Source organism: Lentilitoribacter sp. EG35 (genome assembly GCF_040784015.1).
Taxonomy (GTDB): domain Bacteria; phylum Pseudomonadota; class Alphaproteobacteria; order Rhizobiales; family Rhizobiaceae; genus Lentilitoribacter.
Map to the genome: position 1 here is coordinate 258,853 of NZ_JBFNGQ010000002.1, position 22,571 is coordinate 281,423.

Sequence of the window (22,571 nt, forward strand, 5' to 3'; positions counted from 1 at the left end):
GTGCGCCAAAAATCGAAAAACTGGACCGTTTCTACCCCATTTTTGATTCCACTGAATGGTTGGAACGGCTACTACCGCTCGGCATTAAACTTACGCAGCTTCGCATCAAAGATAGATCAGAAGCTGAAGTACGCGCTGAAATCATCAAGGGCAAAGCGCTATGCGATAAGTACGGCTGCACATTAATTATCAATGATTATTGGCAAATGGCAATCGAAGAAGAATGCGATTTCATCCATCTTGGGCAGGAAGATTTAGATGATGCGGATATCAAGGCCATCCGAGCCAAAGGTATCCGCCTCGGACTATCGACACATGATAATGACGAGCTTGAGCGCGCATTGTCATTTGATCCTGAATATCTCGCACTTGGGCCCGTCTACCCGACCATCTTAAAAAAGATGAAATGGACCGAACAAGGCTTGGATAGAGTAACAGAATGGAAAAAACTTGTTGGCGATGTGCCGCTTGTTGCCATCGGCGGCATGAGTGTTGAACGCGCACAAGGAGCATATGATGCTGGGGCAGATATTGTTTCTGCCGTTACTGACATTACGTTGAACTCAGACCCCGAAGCCCGCATTAAACAATGGTTGGACATCAGTCGATGAGCAGCGCGACAGACAGATATGCCCGCCAGATCATTCTTCCAGAAGTCGGCGCGAGCGGCCAGCAGAAATTACAAGATGCACATATACTTGTGGTTGGCGCAGGGGGCTTGGGTGTACCTGTTTTGCAATATCTTGCGGGTGCTGGTGTTGGCAAAATTACCATTGTTGACCCTGATGTCGTTTCGCTCTCCAATCTTCATCGTCAGACGCTTTATGGGGAGAAATATATTGATCAACCAAAGGCAGATGTCGCGGCAAAAATTTTAAGCGACCTGAACTCTGAGATCGAGATTACCTCCGTGGTCTCACCGCTTGACCCAAGTAATATAACTACTCTCTCACACGGAACAACAATCTTACTTGATTGTGCGGATAGTTTTGCTGTGAGCTACATTATGTCAGATCATTGTTTGGCAAATAATATTCCGTTTTTTTCTGCCTCAGCTCTTGCCTTATCAGGTTATGTTGGAGGGTTTTGTGCAGGTGCACCTTCGCTTCGTGCGCTATTCCCATCATTACCTAATCAAGCAGGGAATTGCGCAACGGCGGGTGTACTTGGTCCCATTGTTGGCACAATAGGTAGCTTACAAGCGCAGATGGCACTATCGTGCATTCTTGAACTTGATCCATCGCCATTGGGGCAACTTGTGCGTTTTGATGCAACATCTTTTCGCTTCTCAAGCTTCCGCTTCGACGAAGCTGAAGAACCATCGTTCCCTATTCTCAAATTCATAGCGCCATGTGACTTGAGTCACAGTGACCATATCGTCGAACTCCGTGGCGAAGATGAGGTCGAGATACCAATCACAGAACACGCAGCACGCATCGATGTTGAAGACTATAACCCTGCAAACACCATGCCAAACAAAAACCAACGCGCCGTCTTTGTTTGTCGCAGTGGGTTACGTGCCCACCGCGCGGCCATAAAACTTCAAGAAAAATGGAACGGGGACATTGTGCTCGTCGCCACAGGATAATTTGATCAAGAAAGGATCATATATAATGCGTAAAGCATCTCTATTAATTGCGGGCGCTTTTGCCCTTGCCTCAACACTGCCTGCAACTGCAGCAGATAAAATGACATTATTATTGGATTGGTTTGTAAATCCTGACCATGGCCCTGTGATTGTTGCGCAGGAGAAAGGCTACTTTAAAGATGAAGGCCTTGATGTCGAGATCATTGCACCAGCCGACCCGTCCGACCCACCGAAACTGGTTGCAGCTGGAAAGGCAGAACTTGCCATTTCCTATCAACCACAGCTACACCTACAAATCCATGAAGGCTTACCGCTTGTCCGCGTCGGTACGCTTGTAGCGACGCCATTAAACTGTCTGCTTGTCTTGAAAGACGGCCCAATCAAAGAAATCTCTGATCTTAAAGGTAAGAAAATTGGTTTCTCCGTTTCTGGCGTTGAAGAAGCAGTCTTAGGTTCAATTCTTGGTAATCACGGCGTTGAAATGTCTGACATTGAACTCGTGAATGTAAACTGGTCATTATCACCTTCGCTTATGTCAAAGCAGGTTGATGCTGTTATCGGTGCGTATCGCAACTTCGAACTCAACCAGATGGAAATTGAAGGCGTTGAAGGCAAATGCTTCTTTGTTGAAGAGGAAGGTTTGCCAACTTATGATGAACTTATCTATGTTGCCAATCCTGACACAATGGATAAAGACATGATTGCCCGTTTTCTTAAAGCAACGGAAAAAGCAACACAGTTTATCGTCAACCACCCTGATGAAAGCTGGGAGATTTTCTCAGGCACATCAACTGAACTTCAAGACGAGTTAAATGCAAAGGCATGGGTTGATACAATGCCACGCTTTGCCCTTCGTCCAATGGCATTTGATGCAGCTCGCTATGCGGCTTTTGAAACATTTCTTCATGAGAAAAAACTTATTCCATCCGTCAATTCGGTTTCAAAAATTGCAATCGATATCTCAGCTCAAACACCAGCTGAGTAATTCATATGACCAACTTAGAAGAATATGGAGAAGTATTCTCGGCTTTGAGACAAACAACACCACACTGGCATGCCTATACACGGCATGCTTTTGTGCGCGGTTTGGGTGATGGATCATTACCAAAAGAATCATTTTACCACTATCTCAAACAGGATTATGTATTTCTCATTCACTTTTCCCGCGCGTGGGCTTTGGCTGTCGCAAAGGCTAATAGTTTGGATGAAATCAAGGCATGCGCAAGCACCGTCAACGGACTTGCAAATGGCGAAATGCAGTATCACGTCGAGACATGCGGCAAACTTGGCATTCCCGAAGATGAATTGTTTAAAACCGTCGAGGCTAACGAAAACCTTGCTTATACACGCTTTGTTTTAGAAGCGGGTTACTCAGGTGATTTTGTGTCACTTTTGGCAACCCTTGCACCTTGCGTATTTGGGTATGGTGAGATTGGACTAATGCTGGCAGATGATAAAACATCTGACACCTATCAGGATTGGATTGAAACCTATGCCGGCAAAGATTACCAGGATGTCTGTATCAATGCTGGCCAACTTTTAGATCAAGCCGTTATCAATCGTTTTGGCAAAAACTACACACAATTGCCGATCTGGAACAAACTGATTTCTCAGTTTAATATCGCTACGCGCCTTGAAGTCGATTTCTGGAACATGGGCCTTCGTGGCCCTTGTGCTAACCCAATCGCCGAACCAAATGGCACTTAGATATGATAACAGCACCCAACATATCTGTTAAAGGAACGGCTCTAATTGGTGATCGGGTGCTGTTTGAAAACCTGCATGTGGATATTCAGTCAGGCAAAACCACATGCCTGCTTGGCGCATCGGGCGTTGGTAAATCTACTATACTGCGCCTGATAGCCAACCTTGATACTGGCGCGGACTTCAGCGGAGAAGTGAGAGCATCTGATGGTAAAAGCCTCAAGAACCGCATAGGCTATATGGCGCAAGGAAGCGAACTCTTTCCGTGGCTTTCTGTTCTTGATAACGTTTTGCTCGGCGCTCGGTTGCGGGGGGAAGGTGCCGATAAAATGGCTGCTCTATCCATCATTGAAAAAGTTGGCCTAAGTGATCATCTGACAAAAAAACCTTCGCAAATGTCAGGAGGAGAGCGGCAGCGAATTGCATTGGCACGAACCTTAATGGAGGATCGACCAATCATATTACTGGATGAGCCATTTTCTGCGCTGGATGCTAAAACACGCAGTGAAATGCAAGAGCTTGCTGGCAACCTTCTTGCAGGTCGCACTGTTCTGCTCGTCACGCATGACCCCGCGGAAGCTGCGCGGTTAGGCCATGCTATCTACATGCTCACTGAACAAGGCATTACAAATGTTGATGTGCCCGCAACTCATCCGGTTCGGGAAATTGACGATGAGGCAACGCTTCATTGCCAAGGCCAACTGTATCGTCTGCTCAGAGGAACGCCATCATGAGGAGGGTTTTCAACGCAGTAGGTGCGACACTCCTTGCACTTACACTCTGGCAAATCATAGTCAGTATTTTTGACTTGCCAAAGTTTATTCTACCTGGTCCGCTCCTTGTTGCGGAAACGATGTGGAAGAGCCGAGTTGTTATTGGCGAGAATGCACTTGTGACAATCAGCGAAGTTCTGGTCGGGCTTGCGCTTGGCTCGGCGCTCGGTATTTTGACAGCAATTAATCTCGCTACATCGCCTTTTGCGCGTGCATTCGTCCGCCCTATACTTGTATTCTCGCAAGCAGTACCTGTGTTTGCGCTTGCACCAATTCTCACACTTTGGCTCGGTTATGGTGTTTGGTCAAAAATCTTCATGACGATCTTAATCATCTATTTCCCAGTTGCTTCTGCATTTTATGACGGGTTAACCCGCACACCGCAGGCCTATCTGGATTTGGCCAAGGTTATGGGTGCCAGCAAATCTCGTATTATGTGGCGCGTTCGTTTCCCATCAGCTTTACCGTCATTAGGGTCAGGACTAAGATTAGCGGCAGTATATGCCCCGATTGGCGCGGTAATCGGAGAATGGGTCGGTGCATCCAAAGGTCTGGGCTATTTAATGTTACTTGCCAATGGCCGCGCAAAAATCGATCTGATGTTTGCTGCACTTTTTGTATTGGCAATTTTTACGGTTATCTTGCATAGCGCGGTTGACCGTCTCGCAACACGCATGACTGAGAATAGAACATCCCGCATTCCATAAGAACGAAATGCGGAATGGACAGATCAGATTAATTACTCACCGATAACAATACCCTCACGACGTGGATCGGCTCCGCCTTCAAGACCGTCAGGTGTGATAGCGATGGCATGAATGCCGGATGTTAATGCGCGCACATTTGTTTTAAAACCAAGATCGGTCAATGCACCCTCAAGCTCAGTTGCCTTTGTACCATCTTCCAGATCATAAGTTCCGAAACGATTGACCAAATGCGGCAGACTTATCGCCTGCTGAACATCCATGCCCCAATCCATATGTGCGATAATTGTTTTCGCTACATATCCAATAATCCGGCTTCCACCTGGTGAACCCACAACCAGCACAGGCTTACCGTCTTTCATCACAATTGTCGGCGACATGGATGAACGAGGTCGCTTACCTGGTTCGACACGGTTGGCAATTGGTACACCATCTTTATGGCTACGAAACGAGAAATCCGTCAACTCGTTATTCAGCAAATAACCACCTAGTGCCATTAACCGAGATCCAAACCCATTTTCAATTGTTGTTGTCATAGACAGTGCATTCCCCTCGCCATCAACAATTGAAATATGAGATGTCGAAGGCAATTCGATAGCTTCATCATCAGCTAACAGCAACGCATGATCAAATGGAGGATTCCCTGGTGAAACGCTCTCAAGTGCCTTGTCACTCATCAGTAATTTCGCTCGCTCTGCAAGATAGCCAGCATCCACTAACCCGTTTGTTGGCATCGGTACAAAATCGCTATCAGCCATATACCGACCACGGTCCGAGAACGCTAAACGTGAGGCGTCACCAATTAAACGCCAGCTCTCAGGATTATCAGCTCCAAGTTTTTTCAGATCGGAACCATTAAGCATTCCCAATATCTGCCCAACAGTTAATGCACCCGAAGATGGTGGACCCATTCCACAAACATCATGCTCACGATAGGTTGCGCAAACTGCATCTCGTTGCTTGACTTTATAAAGAGCAAGATCTTCTAGCGCTAAGACACCCGGATTTACCGATACATTTTGAACTGTGTCGACAATACCCTTTGCATTGCCACCAGTGTAAAAGCTCTCTACTCCCTTTGTAGCAAGATTACGCAAGGTCTCGGCATAGGCGGCATTTTTGAGAATATCTCCTTCTGCGATGGCTACGCCACTGGGCAGAAAATAATCGGCTGTTGCTTTAAATTTACTGAGGCGTTCAGCATCACCTGCCACAAGTCCAGCAAGACGCGGCGAGACAACAAAACCTTCATCCGCTAACTTAACAGCATCGGAGAATAATCCATTCCAATCAGATTTGCCCCAAAGCTCATGTGCCTTTGCCATGAGAGCAGGTGTTCCGGGCGTACCAACAGAACGGCCACCGACAACAGCATCCCAAAATTTAAGCGGCTCGCCATCTGCTTTTTGAAATAAACGCGGGGTCGCGGCCATTGGTGCAGTTTCACGTCCATCAAGCGTTGTCAGCTCCCCACTTTTAGCGTCAAACCAAACAAGAAATGCTCCGCCACCAAGACCAGAACTTTGTGGCTCGACCAAGCCGAGCACAGCCTGTGCAGCAACCATCGCATCTGCTGCACTGCCACCGGACGCCAAAATTTTTGCACCCGCTTCAACGGCATGTGGATTAGCAGCCGAAATCATCCATTTTTTGGAGGTAACGACTTTGCCTTCTTCTTTCGCCATTTTGCCGCTGGCAATTTCAGGCGCAATTGCATCAGCTGCCTGCTGCGAAAAAGCTGACGACCCCAGACATGTTGCAAAAAGAAGAGATAGTGATATTGATTTTAACATTTACTTACTCCCGTTCATAATATGGGAGCAAGCTTACAAAGCCAGATCAACTAGTCAATCTAGTAGAACACTGGCTTGACATCACAAAATTTTACAATGTGTGGTACTTCTAGCTAGTTCACAGAACCGACAATAAGCGGTGAACTATTCTCAATATTTACCCAACGACCTGTATGATAGGAGGCTTGACGCTTGAGGTATTGATAAGGTGTATCTCTCCAGTTTTTGACATCTCTTGCAAGATTATCAAGAACAAAGTCACCCTTTGATGTTCGCAACGTTAACACAGCATGGCCTTCGCCATTTGGGCGACGAACTACGGTGATCAAAAGATCCGATGGTGAGAACCCGTTTTCAATCAACATCTGTCGCTTGAGCAAAACAAAATCTTCACAGTCGCCAGCAAGACCGGGATAAGACCACATCTCTTCCTGCCCATGCAGCTCCCAATCAGTTAATGGCTCGACATTGTTATTGACCAGACTGTTGATTTTACGAACGATATCCCAGCCATAATCTGTCACTTTCGGGGCATTCTTCCGGGGAGACCTCACACTACATTCATCGGAAAACTGCTTACAAAATTCGTAATGACCGATAGGTTGGGATGTGACAGAACCTGTAATCATCGCTACGCCAGCATGTTCGGCTACGGCAATTGAACTTGTCCAACCAACGACTGCAGATGCAACAATACACAAAAATACACCGCTCTTGCGAAGCATAATTCACCCCTTGTAATAGTTAACAAAGAGTAAACGTTTTTTGGCTTAAAGAGTCAATCTCGTGATTTGGCTTTTGAAATTCATGGTTAAGATCGCAAGAGATACATAATCATTCCAACATTCCATCAAGACTTTGAAGAATTTTGACAATGTCTTTTTCACGCGAAAGTCTATGATCACCGTCTCTGATTAAAGTTATCGTCACATCATCTGCCGACAGGTGTTCCATTAGGCACATTGCGTGCTGCCAAGGTACATCGGGATCTTCCATACCCTGGATGATGTGAACCTGCACACCTAACTGTAAAATGCCTTTCATAACAAGGTTTTGTGCACCATCATCGAAAAGTTTTTTGGTAAAAATATTTGGGTCTGGCCCATAAGGTGTCGGGACCTCAAAATAGCCTTGGCTTTCAAGTGCGGCCTTTTCATCATCAGTTAATTTGGGCTCGTAAAGTTCTTTCGTAAAATCTGGTGCGGGTGCAAGAAGTAAAAGACCATGAACACGGTCCGCTTCTCCAAGTTTTTGCAGCTCCTGAACCATCCGCAATGCAATCCAACCACCCATGGATGAGCCGACAAGAATTTGTGGTCCTTCAGTAAATTTTTGAAACACTTCGAGACTTTCCTCGAGCCAGCGCGAGATCGTGCCATCAACAAATTCACCACCAGATTGTCCGTGACCAGAATAATCATAACGGGTGCACGCCAGACCAAGCTTGGCAGCATGATCATCGATTGCGATAGCTTTTGAACCTTCCATATCAGAACGGTATCCACCCAGCCAAACAAACCCCTGAGCGCCTTGTCGCGATGTATTTCCACCCCTGTGGCAAACCGCTATCTGCCTTGCATGACTGCCTTCACCCACGCAAATGTACTCGCTCGGGACTTTGTCGTTATTATCGGTCATTATCTCACTCTCGAAATCCGCATTTTTCAATAAATCTCTAATTATCAAAACAGATTCGCTTATGCCATGAAACTAAGTGATTTTTTATAAAAAGCATGCTATTGACAAATAGAAATGAAACGCACATTGCTCAGTTGATGAGATGTGCGGCATTTCACGTGTTTAATAATATGGAGATAAGTACCATTCGCAGACCACAAAGAGCAACGGCTCCAACAAAAGGCGGCCCTCGCGCAAACCTAGATATCGAAGCATCCCACATCCAACTTATCGACGCTGAAGGTGAAAACCACGGCGTAGTACCTATCGAGCAAGCAAGAGACATGGCCAATGAAGCTGGCTTGGACCTTGTTGAAATTGCTTCAAAGGGCGATAATCCTGTTTGTAAGATTACCGATCTTGGCAAAATGAAATACCAGTCGCAGAAAAAAGCTGCCGAGGCCCGCAAGAAGCAAAAAACGATCGAAGTTAAAGAGATCAAAATGCGTCCCAATATCGATACGCATGATTACGATGTGAAAATGCGCGCGATCAACAAATTTTTCGATAATGGCGATAAAGTAAAAGTAACATTACGTTTCCGTGGGCGTGAAATGGCGCATATGGAACTTGGTATGAAGCTTTTGCAAAAGGTCAAAGAAGAGACTGCAAATATTGCGAAAGTTGAGGCAGAGCCAAAACTTGAAGGCCGCCAGATGATGATGGTGCTTTCTCCTAAGTAAAGTCTATGGTCGCACAGGACGGTTTGATATAAAATCACATATCTTGTTTCTATTTGATGTGTGGTTTTACTTGCAATTCATCAAATTTGCGCCTATATGAAGTCATCCCGTTCCGGCAGGGCATGCCGTGTTCGGGTTTTTTATGTTTTTAACAATTCAGCGGTTCATTTGAATTCGCCCTAATAAGAGGAAAATGAAATGCCCAAGATGAAGACAAAATCTTCTGCCAAAAAACGGTTTAAAGTAACTGGTACTGGCAAAATCGTGGCTGCTGCGGCTGGTAAACAGCACGGCATGATCAAACGCTCCAACAAATTTCTTCGCAATGCACGCGGTACAATGGTTCTTTCTGAGCCAGACGCGAAAATTGTGAAAAAGTTTATTCCAAACGGTCTTTAAGACCCGACGGCCATTCATCTAAGGAGTATATCATATGTCACGTGTAAAACGCGGTGTAACCGCTCACGCCAAACACAAAAAAGTTCTAAAAAAAGCAAAAGGCTTTTATGGTCGTCGTAAGAATACGATCCGCACGGCAAAAGCTGCTGTCGATAAGTCTATGCAATATGCATATCGCGATCGTAAAGCTCGTAAGCGCGATTTCCGTTCACTTTGGATTCAGCGTATCAACGCTGCTGTTCGTGAACACGGCCTAACATATGGTCGTTTCATCGACGGTCTGAACAAAGCTGGCATCGAAGTCGATCGTAAAGTTTTGTCCGATATGGCTATTCATGAAGCAGAAGCATTCGGCGCGCTTGTCGTTGCCGCGAAAGAAGCTCTTGCTTACTTGAAAGACACAACACCCAATGCTTTTGAAAGCGCTGTTAAGTAAGCCAGCGTAATCCTGAATATTGGAATTTTATAGGATCTCGCGCAGGCTCAGGCTAGCGCGAGATTTTTTTGTTTTAAACGTCATGATGTGATGTGATTTTTATTCACATCAAATGAAGGTGAGCTATGACAAACCTTGTTGAACTAGAAGAAGATCTTACAAAAGCAATCGCTGATGCTGATGACGAAGCGGCTATTGAGGCTGTTCGCGTTGGCGCCCTTGGCAAAAAGGGCGCAATCTCTTTGCAACTTAAAGGTCTCGGCAAAATGAGTCCGGAAGAGCGCCAAGTTGCAGGACCGCAGATCAACGGATTGAAAGTCCGTATCAATGATCTCATCCAAGCGCGCAAAACCGAACTGCAAGAAGTTGCAATTATTGCGCGTTTAAAGAACGAAACTCTCGATGTCACCTTACCCGTTCATGCATCCCCCGCCGAGCGTGGTCGTATCCACCCAATTAGTCAGGTCACAGATGAAATCATAGCCATCTTTTCTGACCTTGGTTTTACTGTGGCAGAAGGCCCTGATGTTGAAACAGACTATTATAATTTCACTGCACTGAACTTCCCTGAAGGTCACCCTGCCCGTGAAATGCATGATACATTTTTCTTTGAGCCTGATGAAAATGGTGAGCGCAAAGTTTTGCGCACACACACATCACCTGTGCAAGTGCGCACTATGGAGAAGCAAGAGCCGCCTATCCGCATAGTTATTCCAGGCAAGACTTATCGCCAAGATTCAGATGCAACTCACTCTCCAATGTTCCACCAGCTTGAAGGGCTGGTGATCGACAAGGGTGCCAATATTGCGAACCTGAAATGGACACTCATTGAATTCTGCAAAACCTTCTTTGAGGTGGATAATGTAGAAATGCGTTTCCGCCCTTCTTACTTCCCTTTCACCGAGCCAAGTCTTGAAGTTGATATTAAGTGCGATCGTTCAAAACCAGGCGAAGTTAAATTTGGCGAAGGTAATGATTGGATGGAAATTTTGGGATGCGGCATGACCCATCCTAATGTTATTCGTGCCGGCGGCCTTGACCCAGATGTCTATCAAGGCTTTGCATGGGGCATGGGGATCGACCGTATCGCTATGCTGAAATATGGCATGCCTGATCTACGCCCATTCTTTGAGGCTGATCAACGCTGGATCGATCATTATGGTTTTCGTCCACTGGATCTACCAACGCTCTTTGGAGGACTTTCATCATGACCAGATTTTCAGACGCTGCCTTGTTAAAGGGTAAGTATGCGAGCATGGCGCTTGAACTCCGAGAAGGAAAACGTGAAGCGCCAAAAGACAATGAATGGCAAGGTGTAGCTTGTGAGAATACAGCTGAACGATCCGCTCAGGAAGTCGCAAAACATATCTTCACGTTTCAAAAAACGATGGATCCCAAACAGGAAGTGTTGGAAGTTATTGCTATGTGTCCTGCCGGACCAATGAAAGTCATGGCATTGATCCCGGGCGAAGGTGATATACTGCGTCTAGATGGTATTCTACCTGATGGAATACCAACATCTGCGGTTATCAATTCATCACAACTTGCACTGTCATTTTTGCGTCGCCCGATTTCCAACGATGAGCAAGAAGATGATGGCCTGCAAATTGGCTTCGTGATTTTTGATGAACTCGCAGAACGCAAAAAACAGCGCGACAGCGAAAATAGTAATCCTACTTCTGGTGAGGCTTCGTAAATGAAATTCACACTTTCTTGGTTGAAAGACCACATTGAAACAGATGCTTCCTTGGAAGAAATTTGTGACCAACTGACCATGATTGGTCTAGAGCTTGAATCCCTGGATGATAAAGCTTCGCTCAAACCTTTTGTTGTTGCCAAAATTCTTAGTGCCGAACAACATCCCGATGCCGATCGGCTTCGTGTTCTTAGCGTTGATAATGGCAGTGGCACGCCTGTTCAAGTTGTCTGTGGCGCACCAAATGCGAAGGCCGGACTTGTGGGTGCCTTCGCAGCACCTGGAACCTATGTTCCAGGTATTGATGTGACACTGAGTGTTGGTAATATCCGCGGTGTTGAAAGTCATGGAATGATGTGTTCAGAAAAAGAACTTCTGATTTCAGACAGCCACGATGGTATTATCGAAATTTCCGAAGATGTGGCCATTGGAACGCCTTATGCAGAATGGGCGGGTCTTGCTGATCCCGTTATCGAAATTAACCTGACACCTAACCGCCCCGATTGCACAGGTGTTTCTGGTATCGCACGCGATCTGGCTGCTTCAGGATTTGGTGTATTGAAAACACCAAAAACACCGGAAATTTCCGGCAATGACGCCTGCTCTGTTTCTATTAAAATTGACGATTCTGTATTCTGTCCGGGTTTTGCATTGCGCATGGTTAAAGACGTTAAGAATGGTCCGAGCCCATCTTGGGTTCAGCAACGCCTTTTAGCTATTGGCCTACGTCCAATTAATGCTCTGGTGGATATTACAAATTACATTACATTCGATCGTGGTCGCCCGCTTCATGTGTTTGATGCTGATAAAGTTGCCGGTAATCTCCATGTTCGTGCAGCGAAAAAAGGTGAAAAGCTCCTTGGCCTAGACGGTAAAGAATATGAGTTGAATGAGAAGGTGAATGTCATCTCTGATGACAATGGTCCAGAATCTTTGGCTGGCATCATGGGTGGAGAACAGTCTGGCTGTGATGAGAACACAACAAACGTCCTTATCGAAAGCGCGCTTTGGGATCCTATGATGATTGCCCGCACGGGTCGTGATTTGGGTATTATAACAGATGCACGCTATCGCTTCGAACGTGGTGTTGACCCAGATTTCATGATCGATGGTGCTGAAATTGCAACACAGATGGTCCTGGATCTTTGTGGCGGAACACCAAGCAAATTATCTGTTACAGGTTATCAACCTCATCAGGCAAAAATAGTTGAGTTCCCCTACAGCGAAGTAAAACGTCTTACTGGCCTTGACGTTTCGAAGGAAGAGAGTGCCGATATTCTCACGCGACTCGGCTTTGAAATTGATGGAACTGGTGATGTTGTTCCCGTTAAAGTACCATCTTGGCGACCTGACGTGGATGGAAAAGCAGATTTGGTTGAAGAAGTGATGCGCATTCATGGTGTCAACGAGATCGAGCCGCAACCATTGCCAAGCCTCGACGCCGTGAATGGCAGAATTTTGACAACGTTGCAAATCAGAACACGATCTGCCCGTCGTGCATTGGCTGTTCGTGGCATGTCCGAAGCTGTTACATATTCGTTTATCTCAGCAGTGGAAGCAGAAGCTTTTGGCGGGGGTGATAATTCACTCAAATTATCCAACCCCATTGCAGCAGACATGTCTGACCTTCGTCCATCAATCCTGCCCGGCCTCTTGAAAGCATCGCAGCGAAATGCTGATCGCGGGTTTAATGATGTCGCTATATTCGAAGTGTCTGGAACCTACGAAGGCGATAAGCCGGAGCAACAGCGCAGATGTGCATCTGGCATTCGTCGTGGCACAGCTAAACTGACAAGCACTGCTCGCCACTGGTCCGGTAACTCCGATGCAGTCAATGTATATGATGCAAAGGCTGACGCACTTGCAGCGCTTGAAGCAGCAGGCGCACCCGTTAAAAACCTGCAAGTTGAAGCTGGTGGGCCTGATTGGTATCACCCTGGTCGCTCTGGCACCATCAAACTTGGCCCGAAAACAGTGTTAGGTACATTTGGTGAATTTCATCCAAATGTTCTTAAAAAACTTGATGTTTCTGGCGCACTGTGTGGCTTTGAGGTATTTCTCGACGCTATTCCGTCGGGCAAACGCAAACCAACACGCACAAAAGGCGCACTAACGCTGTCTCCATATCAGGCGGTTCGCCGAGACTTTGCATTCGTTGTTGATAAAGATGTCCAGGCTGCAGCTATTATTCGAGCAGCGGCAGGCGCTGACAAAAAACTTGTTACGGCAGTTAATGTGTTTGATGTCTTTGAAGGTCCATCACTTGGCACAGATAAGAAATCCATAGCAATAGAGGTGACGATCCAGCCTTTTGAACGGACAATGACTGAAGAAGATTTTGAAGCTTTATCTCAAAAAATTATTGGCAATGTCTCAAAGTCAACTGGCGGCGCACTTCGCGGCTAAACATTACTTAAAGAACAACAGCCCTATTTTTCAGGGCTGTTTTTTGGCGCGGCAAAAACAAATTTTGAATAGCCGACATAAGACCAAATCGTAGCAACTGCGGATGCAATGACAACTGCAAATACAGGCCTTAATTCAGAAAACTGTATCAATAACCCGGAATATACTGTGTAATTGATCAAAGCTGACGTTATGCCAACACTGCCATAACGCATTCCTTCTTTTGCAACCGATCGCCCGCCTTTCTGAAACGTAAAGTTACGATTGATCATCCACGTGCAAAACATTGCAGCCGCAATTGCAAAAATACGCGCTGAAAACGGGTCCAGCGGCGTAAAATGCAGAAGTAGAATTAGTACCCCAGCATCAACAATAAAGCCGATGCTGCCGGCTATTCCAAAGAAAAAGAGTTTTCTCATGCAGCGTTATTTGTCCGATTTTTGCTGCGCTTGTTCGTGCGCATCTGAGCTGTTTTTTCTCTCAACAGGTCCACATTTCTATCATTACTCTGCTTAGATTGCAGACCTTCGATAGCCATATATAGGATACGTTTTTGTTCAAGGCGAGACTTTGCAAGAGAATCTAGAACAATTCCTGCGGAAAAAACCATAATTGACATCATTAACAGCGCCATAGACGAGACCCATGTCGGCATTCGGTCGACCAGACCTGTGTGAAAATATTCATTAAGTACCGGAAGCATAAAGAACAGGCTGGTCGCGAAAATGGCCAAACTGACATATCCAAAAAAGAGTAACGGGCGCGTTTCCTTCATCAAGCTTGCAAACTTTAGAAGAATTTTCGCGCCATCCTTAAATGTAGATAACTTGCTGTCCGAGCCTTCTGGTCTACGACCATATTCAAGTCCAATTTCTGTCACAGGCAATTGCAATGTCGATGCGTGAACAGACATTTCAGTCTCGATTTCAAAGCCTCCGGAAATTGCGGGAAAGCTTTTTACATAACGACGTGAAAATGCTCGGTAACCTGAAAAAATGTCAGAAAAGTCATTCCCAAAGATTTCTCGATAAAGCTTGTTAAAAATTGTGTTTCCAAATGCATGGCCTTTACGACCGGCATCATCGGTTACACCGAGACGCGTTCCAACGACCATATCACTATTTTCAGTGACCAAAAGGCGTACAAGCTCCGGAGCATCTTGCGCCGCATATGTACCGTCGCCATCAGCCATGATGTAAACATCAGCATCGATATCGGAGAACATGCGTCTGACCACATGCCCTTTGCCTTGGCGAATTTCGCGCACAACCTGCGCACCGGCTTTACCAGCAAGCAATGCCGTCTCATCTGATGAATTGTTATCATAGACATAAATTCGCGCACTTGGCAGTGATTTCTGGAAATCCTTTACAACATCAAAAATTGTAGCCGCTTCATTGTAGCATGGTAAAAGTACAGCGATGTCCATATCATTGGTTGGGCATTCGGTCACATTTGAAGTAACAGCGTCGCTCATATTGGTGATCCTGATCGTTTCAATAATCTGTTATCGTCAAACTTTACTATTTATTGATAAGGTTAAGGCTAAGTTGAAAACGCGTAATAAATGGCAATTCACACGTAATTTTTCGACGTAAAATCAATTTTGGTATCTGAACCTATGTCTGAATCTCAAAACCTGATCAAACCAACGTTACTTGCTTGGTTTTTTTTCATCACTATTGCGAGCCTATCATTTTTGAGGTTTAGCTCAGATTATCTGGGTCCAGACAATGATGACGTTATGCGCCTTGTGCAAGTTCGTGATTGGCTAGCCGGGCAGAGTTGGTTTGATCTCACTCAATACAGGCTTGGCCCGGAAAGTGGGACTTTGATGCATTGGTCCCGCTTGGTAGATTTACCAATTGCCGGATTAATAAATTTCTTTTCATTGTTTTTCTCTGGGCAAACGGCAGAAGAAATTGCGGTCTATATCTGGCCGCTTGTGACGGCTATCCCTGTTATTTTGGGTTTTATTCTATGCGCACGTGCAATTGCCGGGCCTCAAAATATTGCTATTGGCGCAATTGCCGCTGTTGCATTCCTGTTTGGGGTCGGAAAATTCAACCCAGGTTCAATAGATCATCACAATGTTCAATTGGCTATCTATGCAGTTTTAATTTTCATTGTAATAGACCCCAACAGAAGTTGGAAACTTCATGTTTTAGCCGGATTTCTTTGTGCCCTAGCGATTGCCATTGGCGCTGAAACCACGCCTTTAATTGCAGCAATATGCGTTATTATAGCTGTTACCTGGGCATGGTACGGCGGCAAGGACTATCGACGCCCAACACGTGCATTTGCTCTTTCGATGGCGTTCAGTTTAACGATGTTATTTTTTATAACAGTTCCATCTGCAAGATATATTGAAGTCGTGTGTGACACGCTCTCATTGGGTTATTACGCGCTTGGTATTGCTGGTTCTGGCCTTCTATTTTTAGCCGCAGCGACACTATCTTACAAAAGTCGTTTCATTCGAGTTGCATCCCTTGTGGGCATAGCCGCGATTACTTTCGCCCTAGCAAAGATTGTAGCCCCGGAATGTCTGCAAAGCCCGTTAGCAAATCTTGATCCACTTCTTACGGAACTCTGGCTTGATAATATCACAGAGGCCCAATCTTTCCTCGCGCAATGGCGAGCAAAACCACTATCTATTTTTGGTTTCTACGCTGTGCCAGTTTTAGCGATTACTTTCTGCATTTTTCAGTTAAGAACTGCTGATCACAGAGATATTTATCTGAAACTGTTATTTGTAATTATTATCGCCTCAGGGATTAGCCTTATTCAAATACGAGGATCGATCTTTGCAAATCTTGCTGCAATGATCCCGATGGTTTTTCTCGTAAGTCAGTTACGCATGAAAAATCGGGAGGAACCAAAAAACCTTAAAATTGGTATCAGTTTTATCATCATATCTTTATTATCGATGCCCATCATATGGGCTGTAATAGGGGATGGTATTTCACAACTTAACAATTTCGTTATCGCCAGATCGAATAACACTAACCTAGCAGTCCAAGATGAGAATGACAAAAATGCGTGCCAGACACATGCGGCTTTAAGTCCTTTAAATAAATTGCCGAAAAGTGTTGTCGTAGCGCCCTCAAACCTGGGTGCATCCATATTAAGATACACACATCATCACATCTTATCTGCGCCCTATCACCGTAATCAATCTGGTATGCTTGCGGAAATTAAAGCATCAATCTCCACTAACAATGAAGCACGCGAAATTTTGAATGAAGCAAATGCAACCATTTTAGTTTTTTGTAACACTGATCCGCAGGTTTCCGTTAGCAAACGGAAGGCTCCCGATGGGTTTTATGCGAATATGTCAAATGGTGAGGTGCCTGATTTTTTGAAACCTTTGGAACTTTCAACGTCACAAGCATTAGTATTTTATGAGATAAATTAGCAACCACATGCACATAAACGCCCCCAGCTTACATAATCAACTTGATTACAATTTGAGCCACGTTATGATTCATTAGTGATTTGCGAGACCTCCTTAATAGGCCGAGAATATGAAATTACAGAAGATCCATAAATTTCTATCCATTTGCATGGGATTATCTCTCCTATTCGGGAGCAGTATCGCAAGGGCCGAAACCAAACCTGCGAAAGTTCTTTTTGGCTCGGAAGAATTACCGTCTGTCCAAACAGCTAACCCTTACGGATTTTACACAAAAGGCTGCATTGCTGGTGCCGTAGCTATGCCTATTGACGGTCCTACATGGCAAGCAATGCGCCTTGAACGCAATCGCCGTTGGGGACATCCAGAACTCATTTCCCTCGTGCAGGACCTTTCAAAAGAGGCCGCTGCAAAAGATGGTTGGCCAGGACTTCTCGTAGGCGATATTTCCCAGCCGCGCGGTGGACCAATGCTATCAGGGCATGCTTCACACCAAGTGGGCCTTGATGCCGATATATGGCTTACACCGATGCCTAATAGACGCCTTACCTATCAAGAACGCACACAAAAAAGCGCAATCTCAGTGCTGAAAAAGAACACGCTCAAGGTCGATAAGAGTATCTGGACACAAGCACATGCAAATCTCATCATGCGAGCCGCAAGCTATCCAAATGTGGAACGTCTATTCGTTCACCCGGGAATAAAAAAAGAACTATGTGATAATTGGAAAGGTGATCGCAGTAACCTGAACAAGGTGCGCCCTTATTATGGGCACCATTACCATTTCCATATTCGTCTAAAATGTCCGGCTGGTTCCGTAGGCTGCAAATCGCAAGCTCGTGTGCCAAATGATGATAGCTGCGGCGCCCCACTTGCCTGGTGGTTTGAATCTGCGCGCTGGGCTCCACCCAAGCCAGCAAAGCCAGGTAAAAAACCACGAAAACGTATTGAAAAAACTCTGGCGGATTTACCTCAAGCCTGCACCACGGTTCTAAATGCTAATGGTCCAAGTTCTGAAGCAGATGTGACACTAGGCAAAATGGTCTACAGTGATGTGAAACTCAACTATTCTGGGCGACCCAATTTTCGAACTTTGACGAACATTCCCATTCCTGTTGCCAAATAATCTAGTTCATTTCCGAGATAATTATGACTGACAAACCCATTATCGCACTTGTAGCGCATGACGAAAAAAAAGATGCTTTGGTGGAATTTGCGATCAACCATCAAAAAACATTGATTGAATATGATATCATCGCCACAGGAACAACGGGTGGTCGTGTGGCAAAGGCCTGTCCAAAACTCAATGTTCGTGCAATGAAAAGTGGCCCATTGGGTGGTGATCAGCAAATTGGCGGCATGATAGCTGATGGTAAGGTTAATATGTTGATTTTCTTTATTGACCCGCTAACACCAATGCCTCATGACGTAGATGTGAAAGCGTTGATGCGACTTGCGGTTCTTTATGATATTCCGATGGCGCTCAATCGGGCCACAGCAGAAGAATTATTAGAAAAAGATATCTGAATATTTGGATTTGACCATGTTTTTATTTCCTGTTCTCATTGGAGACATTGGCGGCACGAACTCGCGTTTTGCTTTGATTGAAAAGCCAGATGCACCCATTAGACATTTTGACAGCACGAAGAACACGAACTTCTCATCCATTCAGGATGTCATTGAAGAAAGCGTTTTTACAAAAACTGACTTAAGGCCTAAAACACTTATCATCGCCGTTGCTGGACCCACCGGAAACCCTAAAGGTATTAAGTTAACGAACTGCCCTTGGGAAATAAATCCAAACGCGCTGCTTGGTACACTCAATTTGAACGAAATTATCGCAGTCAGTGATTTCGAAGCGCAGGCTCTTGCGGCCATTGCAACCGATACAAATGAACATATGCTCATCAAATCTGGCAAAGATCATCCAACATCAGCCAGAAGTGTCCTTGGACCCGGGACAGGTCTCGGAATGGCGGGTATGATTTACTGTGATGGCGAATGGAGCGTTATCCCGGGTGAAGGTGGTTTTGTAGATATTGGACCACGTACAGCTAGAGACAGTGAAATTTTTGAAGCAGCCTTTGGACAAACTGAGCGCCCTGCGGCTGAACTTTTCTTAAGCGGGAGAGGCCTAACAAATCTCTATAATGCAATTTGCAAAGCAGATGGCATTGAAAACAGAATAGAAGACCCTGCCAATGTCACAGCTGCATACAATGCAGGTAATGACAAATCGGCACAAGAAACGATGGAACTGTTTGCAACATATCTTGGTCGCTATGCAAGCGATGCCGCACTGATCTATCTGGCACGCGGCGGCATCTATTTAACAGGCGGAGTGGCGCAAAAACTAGGTGATGTTATTAAAACACCTTTTTTCCTTGATGCCTTTGCAGACAAAGACCCATACGGTGATATTGTTGCCGAAATACCAGTTTATCTGATGACAGATCCACTAATTGCCCTAGCTGGACTTTATGCCTTTGCAAATAGGCCCGAGCAATTTAGAATATCCCGACAAGGTCGATATTGGACTAAATAGCAACTTCATAAATCAACAAAGTAACATCGAACGGGGTAGTTCATTTGAATAATGTCACAGAAAGTGACCCTGTATCGCAAGGTAACAAGACAGAACGCGATCCAGCGTTAGATCGTGTTTCCAGTCTTACAGCCATGCTTAAGCGAATTTTGCGCGAGAATGGTCGTGATTATGTCGGCACTTACGTGATTGCTATTATTTGCCTATTGCTGGTAGCAGGCTGTACTGCATTCCTCGCATGGATAATGCAAGACGTCATTGATCAAGCCTTTGTCAATCAGGACGCAGATGCAATCTGGGTTATTGCGGGTGGTATATTATTATCATTTATCGTTCGCGGTACTGCATCTTACATTCAGGCTGTTTCGCTTGCTCGTGTGGGAAACAATATTGTTGCACGGTATCAGAAGCGTCTTTTCAATCACCTGATGGCACTGAATATCTCGTTCTTTTCCGATACACGGTCAGCACAGATTGCTGCACAAATTGCACAGAATGTAACCGGTATTCGAGACACGCTCAATCTGACCATTACATCGCTTGCACGAGACACGGTAACGCTCATTGCGCTCGTGATTGTCATGTTTGTAAAGGACCCAGTCTTATCAATGATCGTGTTTTTTGTAGCACCGCCAATTATCCTTTCTTTGCGCTATATCGCAAAACGGCTACGAAGTGTAACCAAGCAAGCTATTGATCTCAATAGCCAAGTCTTGGGTGCTATGCAGGAAACGGTGCAAGGCATTACCATCGTTAAAGCCTTCACAATGGAGAAACAGCTCAGCGACCGAATTTATAGGATCATTGATACGGCTGAATCGCGTGCAAATCGCATAACACGTCTAGGTGAGCGCACATCGCCTATTACAGAGACGCTGGCAGGTATCGCAATTTCAGGCGTGATTGTTTATGCAGCTTATCGCTCGATCTATAATAGTGTGCCACCTGGTGCATTTTTCTCATTTATAACAGCATTATTATTGGCCTATGATCCGGCTCGAAAACTTGCCAAACTACAAGTGAGTTTGGAAAAGGCTGTTGTCAATGCGCGGATGATTTATGACATTTTAGACACCAAGCCGCAGCAAGGCGATAAAAACGATGCGCAAACACTTTGTGTCAAAAAAGGCGAAGTCGAATTCAAACGCGTAAGCTTTAACTATACCGATAGCGAAATCATCCTCAATGATGTTAGCTTTACAGCGGAAGCTGGAAAAACAACTGCAATTGTCGGGCCATCAGGTGCCGGAAAATCGACCATCATTTCTCTGGTGCCACGATTTTATGATCCCACATCGGGCAACATCTTAATCGATGGCACAGATATTTCTGATGTCACCAAATCATCGCTTCGTAAAAATCTAGCCTATGTCTCTCAGCAACCCTGGCTATTTGAAGGAACGATACGAGATAACCTTCGTTACGGACGACCTGAGGCGAGCGATCAAGAAATTGAAGACGCTGCGAAGCTCGCCTTCGCACATGATTTTATTTTGGAACAGCCGCAAGGGTATGACACGCCAGTTGGTGAAAATGGGATTACACTTTCGGGCGGCCAAAGACAACGTATTTCGATTGCCCGCGCTCTGGTTCGCAAAGCCCCTATTTTGATATTGGATGAGGCAACATCTGCACTTGATAATGCGTCAGAAGCGGCTGTACAAAAAGCGCTGGAGACCGCGATGCATGGGCGAACAGTTCTTGTTATCGCACATCGACTTTCAACTATTGCCAAAGCAGATAAAATCGTCGTTATGGAAGCAGGTCAGATAGTTGAAGAAGGAACGCATGATGATCTGACACGTCAACAAAATGGCATATATGCGCAACTACAAAACATACATTCTAAGCCTGCAAAAGACGATGCGCCTCAGGGGGCCAAAAACATTGTGGAGGACCACTAATGGTACAAGAAAAAAATCCGAACATGAGCATGATTGTTGTCGCAGGTGCATCTGGCAGAATGGGTCAAGCTATTATCCGCATTATCAATGAGACGGACGGCGCTAAACTTGTTGGTGCTATCGAACGCCCCGGAGCTGATACAATAGGTAAAGACGCAGGTGAATTAGCTGGCATTGGTTCGAGTGGAGTTATAATATCTGATAATACAGATGAGACGTTGCAGGGTGCAGATGCGATTATCGATTTCACGACACCTGAAACCAGTGTTGCATTCTCAAAAATCGCAGCTGCAAAAAATCTTACCCATATCATCGGCACAACCGGTTGCAGCGAAGAAGATGACGTGGAAATTGCTAAAGCCGGCGCGAATACATGCATCGTTAAATCTGGCAACATGAGCCTTGGCGTAAACCTGCTTTCAGTTCTTGTTAAACAAGCAGCCAGTGCACTTGGCACCGACTGGGATATTGAAGTACTTGAAATGCATCACAAGCATAAGGTAGACGCCCCTTCGGGCACAGCTCTTCTCTTAGGTGAAGCGGCGGCAGAAGGCCGTGAAATCCCATTAGCAGAAAATTCAGTTCGATCACGCGATGGCATAACCGGAGCACGCGAGGAAGGCACCATCGGCTTTGCGACATTGCGCGGCGGTTCAGTTGTTGGCGAACACTCAGTTATTCTTGCCAGTGAGGGTGAGCGCATTGAGCTAACCCATCGTGCGCTTGATCGATCTCTATTTGCTCGTGGCGCAGTTAAAGCAGCCATCTGGGCCAAAAACCAGCCTAATGGCTATTATTCAATGCTTGATGTGCTTGGTTTTTAAAGTCAGCGATACAAGCAGAACTAAAAT

Annotated in this window: 23 protein-coding genes; 18 read left to right on the top strand and 5 right to left on the bottom strand. The window is 45.4% G+C overall.

Going from position 1 to position 22,571, the window contains the following annotated elements; translation table 11 throughout:
* Nucleotides 1-11 precede the first annotated feature (11 nt).
* From AB2J24_RS05115 to AB2J24_RS05140, 6 genes are read left to right on the top strand one after another with little or no spacing between them, the layout of a single operon-like run.
* Nucleotides 12-611, top strand: coding sequence for a thiamine phosphate synthase (locus AB2J24_RS05115; RefSeq protein WP_367384837.1), 600 nt, complete (start codon nt 12-14; stop codon nt 609-611).
* Nucleotides 608-1,588: a HesA/MoeB/ThiF family protein gene (locus AB2J24_RS05120; RefSeq protein ID WP_367384682.1), complete on the top strand. Its 981-nt coding sequence runs from the start codon at nt 608-610 to the stop codon at nt 1,586-1,588. Before AB2J24_RS05115 ends, AB2J24_RS05120 begins: the two co-directional genes overlap by 4 nt.
* 25 nt (nt 1,589-1,613) lie before the next feature.
* Nucleotides 1,614-2,573, top strand: a complete 960-nt coding sequence (locus AB2J24_RS05125; protein WP_367384683.1) for an ABC transporter substrate-binding protein — start codon at nt 1,614-1,616, stop codon at nt 2,571-2,573.
* A gap of 5 nt (nt 2,574-2,578) precedes the next feature.
* The gene (gene tenA / locus AB2J24_RS05130; RefSeq protein WP_367384684.1) at nt 2,579-3,295 is read left to right on the top strand and encodes a thiaminase II; all 717 of its coding nucleotides are present in this window, start codon (nt 2,579-2,581) and stop codon (nt 3,293-3,295) included.
* Between the two features lie 2 nt (nt 3,296-3,297).
* The gene (locus AB2J24_RS05135; RefSeq protein ID WP_367384685.1) at nt 3,298-4,026 is read left to right on the top strand and encodes an ABC transporter ATP-binding protein; all 729 of its coding nucleotides are present in this window, start codon (nt 3,298-3,300) and stop codon (nt 4,024-4,026) included.
* Complete coding sequence (locus AB2J24_RS05140; protein WP_367384686.1) at nt 4,023-4,772, top strand: ABC transporter permease; 750 nt, start codon at nt 4,023-4,025, stop codon at nt 4,770-4,772. Before AB2J24_RS05135 ends, AB2J24_RS05140 begins: the two co-directional genes overlap by 4 nt.
* A gap of 32 nt (nt 4,773-4,804) precedes the next feature.
* Here AB2J24_RS05140 and ggt read toward each other — a convergent pair whose 3' ends face one another.
* From ggt to AB2J24_RS05155, 3 genes are all read right to left on the bottom strand, one after another.
* A complete protein-coding gene (gene ggt, locus AB2J24_RS05145) occupies nt 4,805-6,562 on the bottom strand; it encodes a gamma-glutamyltransferase (protein ID WP_367384687.1) in 1,758 nt (585 codons plus the stop codon).
* Nucleotides 6,563-6,675: 113 nt separating this feature from the next.
* A complete protein-coding gene (locus AB2J24_RS05150) occupies nt 6,676-7,287 on the bottom strand; it encodes a transglutaminase-like cysteine peptidase (protein ID WP_162654282.1) in 612 nt (203 codons plus the stop codon).
* Nucleotides 7,288-7,396: 109 nt separating this feature from the next.
* On the bottom strand, nt 7,397-8,200 hold the full coding sequence (locus AB2J24_RS05155; protein WP_367384688.1) for an alpha/beta hydrolase: 804 nt from the start codon (nt 8,198-8,200) through the stop codon (nt 7,397-7,399).
* Nucleotides 8,201-8,385: 185 nt separating this feature from the next.
* Between AB2J24_RS05155 and infC the strand changes: the two genes are divergently transcribed.
* The 6 genes from infC to pheT all read left to right on the top strand — a co-directional run bounded on the left by infC (nt 8,386) and on the right by pheT (nt 13,859).
* On the top strand, nt 8,386-8,922 hold the full coding sequence (gene infC / locus AB2J24_RS05160; RefSeq protein WP_244627967.1) for a translation initiation factor IF-3: 537 nt from the start codon (nt 8,386-8,388) through the stop codon (nt 8,920-8,922).
* A 198-nt stretch (nt 8,923-9,120) separates the two neighbouring features.
* The gene (gene rpmI / locus AB2J24_RS05165) at nt 9,121-9,321 is read left to right on the top strand and encodes a 50S ribosomal protein L35 (RefSeq protein ID WP_162654285.1); all 201 of its coding nucleotides are present in this window, start codon (nt 9,121-9,123) and stop codon (nt 9,319-9,321) included.
* A 34-nt stretch (nt 9,322-9,355) separates the two neighbouring features.
* On the top strand, nt 9,356-9,757 hold the full coding sequence (rplT, locus tag AB2J24_RS05170; protein WP_162654286.1) for a 50S ribosomal protein L20: 402 nt from the start codon (nt 9,356-9,358) through the stop codon (nt 9,755-9,757).
* A gap of 125 nt (nt 9,758-9,882) precedes the next feature.
* Nucleotides 9,883-10,968, top strand: coding sequence for a phenylalanine--tRNA ligase subunit alpha (gene pheS / locus AB2J24_RS05175; RefSeq protein WP_162654287.1), 1,086 nt, complete (start codon nt 9,883-9,885; stop codon nt 10,966-10,968).
* Nucleotides 10,965-11,453, top strand: coding sequence for a hypothetical protein (locus AB2J24_RS05180; RefSeq protein ID WP_367384689.1), 489 nt, complete (start codon nt 10,965-10,967; stop codon nt 11,451-11,453). Before pheS ends, AB2J24_RS05180 begins: the two co-directional genes overlap by 4 nt.
* A complete protein-coding gene (pheT, locus tag AB2J24_RS05185) occupies nt 11,454-13,859 on the top strand; it encodes a phenylalanine--tRNA ligase subunit beta (RefSeq protein WP_367384690.1) in 2,406 nt (801 codons plus the stop codon).
* Between the two features lie 23 nt (nt 13,860-13,882).
* Here pheT and AB2J24_RS05190 read toward each other — a convergent pair whose 3' ends face one another.
* Both AB2J24_RS05190 and AB2J24_RS05195 read right to left on the bottom strand, forming a co-directional pair.
* The gene (locus tag AB2J24_RS05190; RefSeq protein WP_162654290.1) at nt 13,883-14,278 is read right to left on the bottom strand and encodes a GtrA family protein; all 396 of its coding nucleotides are present in this window, start codon (nt 14,276-14,278) and stop codon (nt 13,883-13,885) included.
* Nucleotides 14,275-15,336, bottom strand: a complete 1,062-nt coding sequence (locus tag AB2J24_RS05195) for a glycosyltransferase (RefSeq protein WP_367384691.1) — start codon at nt 15,334-15,336, stop codon at nt 14,275-14,277. The genes AB2J24_RS05190 and AB2J24_RS05195 overlap by 4 nt, the downstream gene beginning before the upstream one ends.
* A gap of 144 nt (nt 15,337-15,480) precedes the next feature.
* Between AB2J24_RS05195 and AB2J24_RS05200 the strand changes: the two genes are divergently transcribed.
* From AB2J24_RS05200 to dapB, 6 genes are all read left to right on the top strand, one after another.
* Nucleotides 15,481-17,274 (top strand): hypothetical protein, encoded by a 1,794-nt coding sequence (locus tag AB2J24_RS05200; RefSeq protein WP_367384692.1) that lies wholly within the window; start codon nt 15,481-15,483, stop codon nt 17,272-17,274.
* Between the two features lie 109 nt (nt 17,275-17,383).
* Complete coding sequence (mepA, locus tag AB2J24_RS05205; RefSeq protein WP_367384693.1) at nt 17,384-18,397, top strand: penicillin-insensitive murein endopeptidase; 1,014 nt, start codon at nt 17,384-17,386, stop codon at nt 18,395-18,397.
* Nucleotides 18,398-18,420: 23 nt separating this feature from the next.
* On the top strand, nt 18,421-18,798 hold the full coding sequence (locus AB2J24_RS05210; RefSeq protein ID WP_367384694.1) for a methylglyoxal synthase: 378 nt from the start codon (nt 18,421-18,423) through the stop codon (nt 18,796-18,798).
* A gap of 73 nt (nt 18,799-18,871) precedes the next feature.
* Nucleotides 18,872-19,816, top strand: a complete 945-nt coding sequence (locus tag AB2J24_RS05215; protein ID WP_420883619.1) for a glucokinase — start codon at nt 18,872-18,874, stop codon at nt 19,814-19,816.
* Between the two features lie 134 nt (nt 19,817-19,950).
* A complete protein-coding gene (locus AB2J24_RS05220; protein ID WP_162654462.1) occupies nt 19,951-21,720 on the top strand; it encodes an ABC transporter ATP-binding protein in 1,770 nt (589 codons plus the stop codon).
* Entirely contained in the window at nt 21,720-22,544 is an 825-nt protein-coding gene (gene dapB, locus AB2J24_RS05225) for a 4-hydroxy-tetrahydrodipicolinate reductase (RefSeq protein WP_244627958.1), read from the top strand. Before AB2J24_RS05220 ends, dapB begins: the two co-directional genes overlap by 1 nt.
* Nucleotides 22,545-22,571: the final 27 nt, after the last annotated feature.

Coding starts and splice junctions, on each gene's coding strand:
- AB2J24_RS05135 (WP_367384685.1), top strand. CDS start 3,298: ATGATAACAGCACCCAACATATCTGTTAAAGGAACGGCTCTAATTGGT.
- AB2J24_RS05210 (WP_367384694.1), top strand. CDS start 18,421: ATGACTGACAAACCCATTATCGCACTTGTAGCGCATGACGAAAAAAAA.
- AB2J24_RS05150 (WP_162654282.1), bottom strand. CDS start 7,287: ATGCTTCGCAAGAGCGGTGTATTTTTGTGTATTGTTGCATCTGCAGTC.
- pheT (WP_367384690.1), top strand. CDS start 11,454: ATGAAATTCACACTTTCTTGGTTGAAAGACCACATTGAAACAGATGCT.
- rpmI (WP_162654285.1), top strand. CDS start 9,121: ATGCCCAAGATGAAGACAAAATCTTCTGCCAAAAAACGGTTTAAAGTA.
- AB2J24_RS05120 (WP_367384682.1), top strand. CDS start 608: ATGAGCAGCGCGACAGACAGATATGCCCGCCAGATCATTCTTCCAGAA.
- mepA (WP_367384693.1), top strand. CDS start 17,384: ATGAAATTACAGAAGATCCATAAATTTCTATCCATTTGCATGGGATTA.
- AB2J24_RS05125 (WP_367384683.1), top strand. CDS start 1,614: ATGCGTAAAGCATCTCTATTAATTGCGGGCGCTTTTGCCCTTGCCTCA.
- AB2J24_RS05200 (WP_367384692.1), top strand. CDS start 15,481: ATGTCTGAATCTCAAAACCTGATCAAACCAACGTTACTTGCTTGGTTT.
- AB2J24_RS05140 (WP_367384686.1), top strand. CDS start 4,023: ATGAGGAGGGTTTTCAACGCAGTAGGTGCGACACTCCTTGCACTTACA.
- ggt (WP_367384687.1), bottom strand. CDS start 6,562: ATGTTAAAATCAATATCACTATCTCTTCTTTTTGCAACATGTCTGGGG.
- tenA (WP_367384684.1), top strand. CDS start 2,579: ATGACCAACTTAGAAGAATATGGAGAAGTATTCTCGGCTTTGAGACAA.
- dapB (WP_244627958.1), top strand. CDS start 21,720: ATGGTACAAGAAAAAAATCCGAACATGAGCATGATTGTTGTCGCAGGT.
- AB2J24_RS05220 (WP_162654462.1), top strand. CDS start 19,951: ATGCTTAAGCGAATTTTGCGCGAGAATGGTCGTGATTATGTCGGCACT.
- AB2J24_RS05155 (WP_367384688.1), bottom strand. CDS start 8,200: ATGACCGATAATAACGACAAAGTCCCGAGCGAGTACATTTGCGTGGGT.
- AB2J24_RS05195 (WP_367384691.1), bottom strand. CDS start 15,336: ATGAGCGACGCTGTTACTTCAAATGTGACCGAATGCCCAACCAATGAT.
- AB2J24_RS05190 (WP_162654290.1), bottom strand. CDS start 14,278: ATGAGAAAACTCTTTTTCTTTGGAATAGCCGGCAGCATCGGCTTTATT.
- AB2J24_RS05180 (WP_367384689.1), top strand. CDS start 10,965: ATGACCAGATTTTCAGACGCTGCCTTGTTAAAGGGTAAGTATGCGAGC.
- rplT (WP_162654286.1), top strand. CDS start 9,356: ATGTCACGTGTAAAACGCGGTGTAACCGCTCACGCCAAACACAAAAAA.
- pheS (WP_162654287.1), top strand. CDS start 9,883: ATGACAAACCTTGTTGAACTAGAAGAAGATCTTACAAAAGCAATCGCT.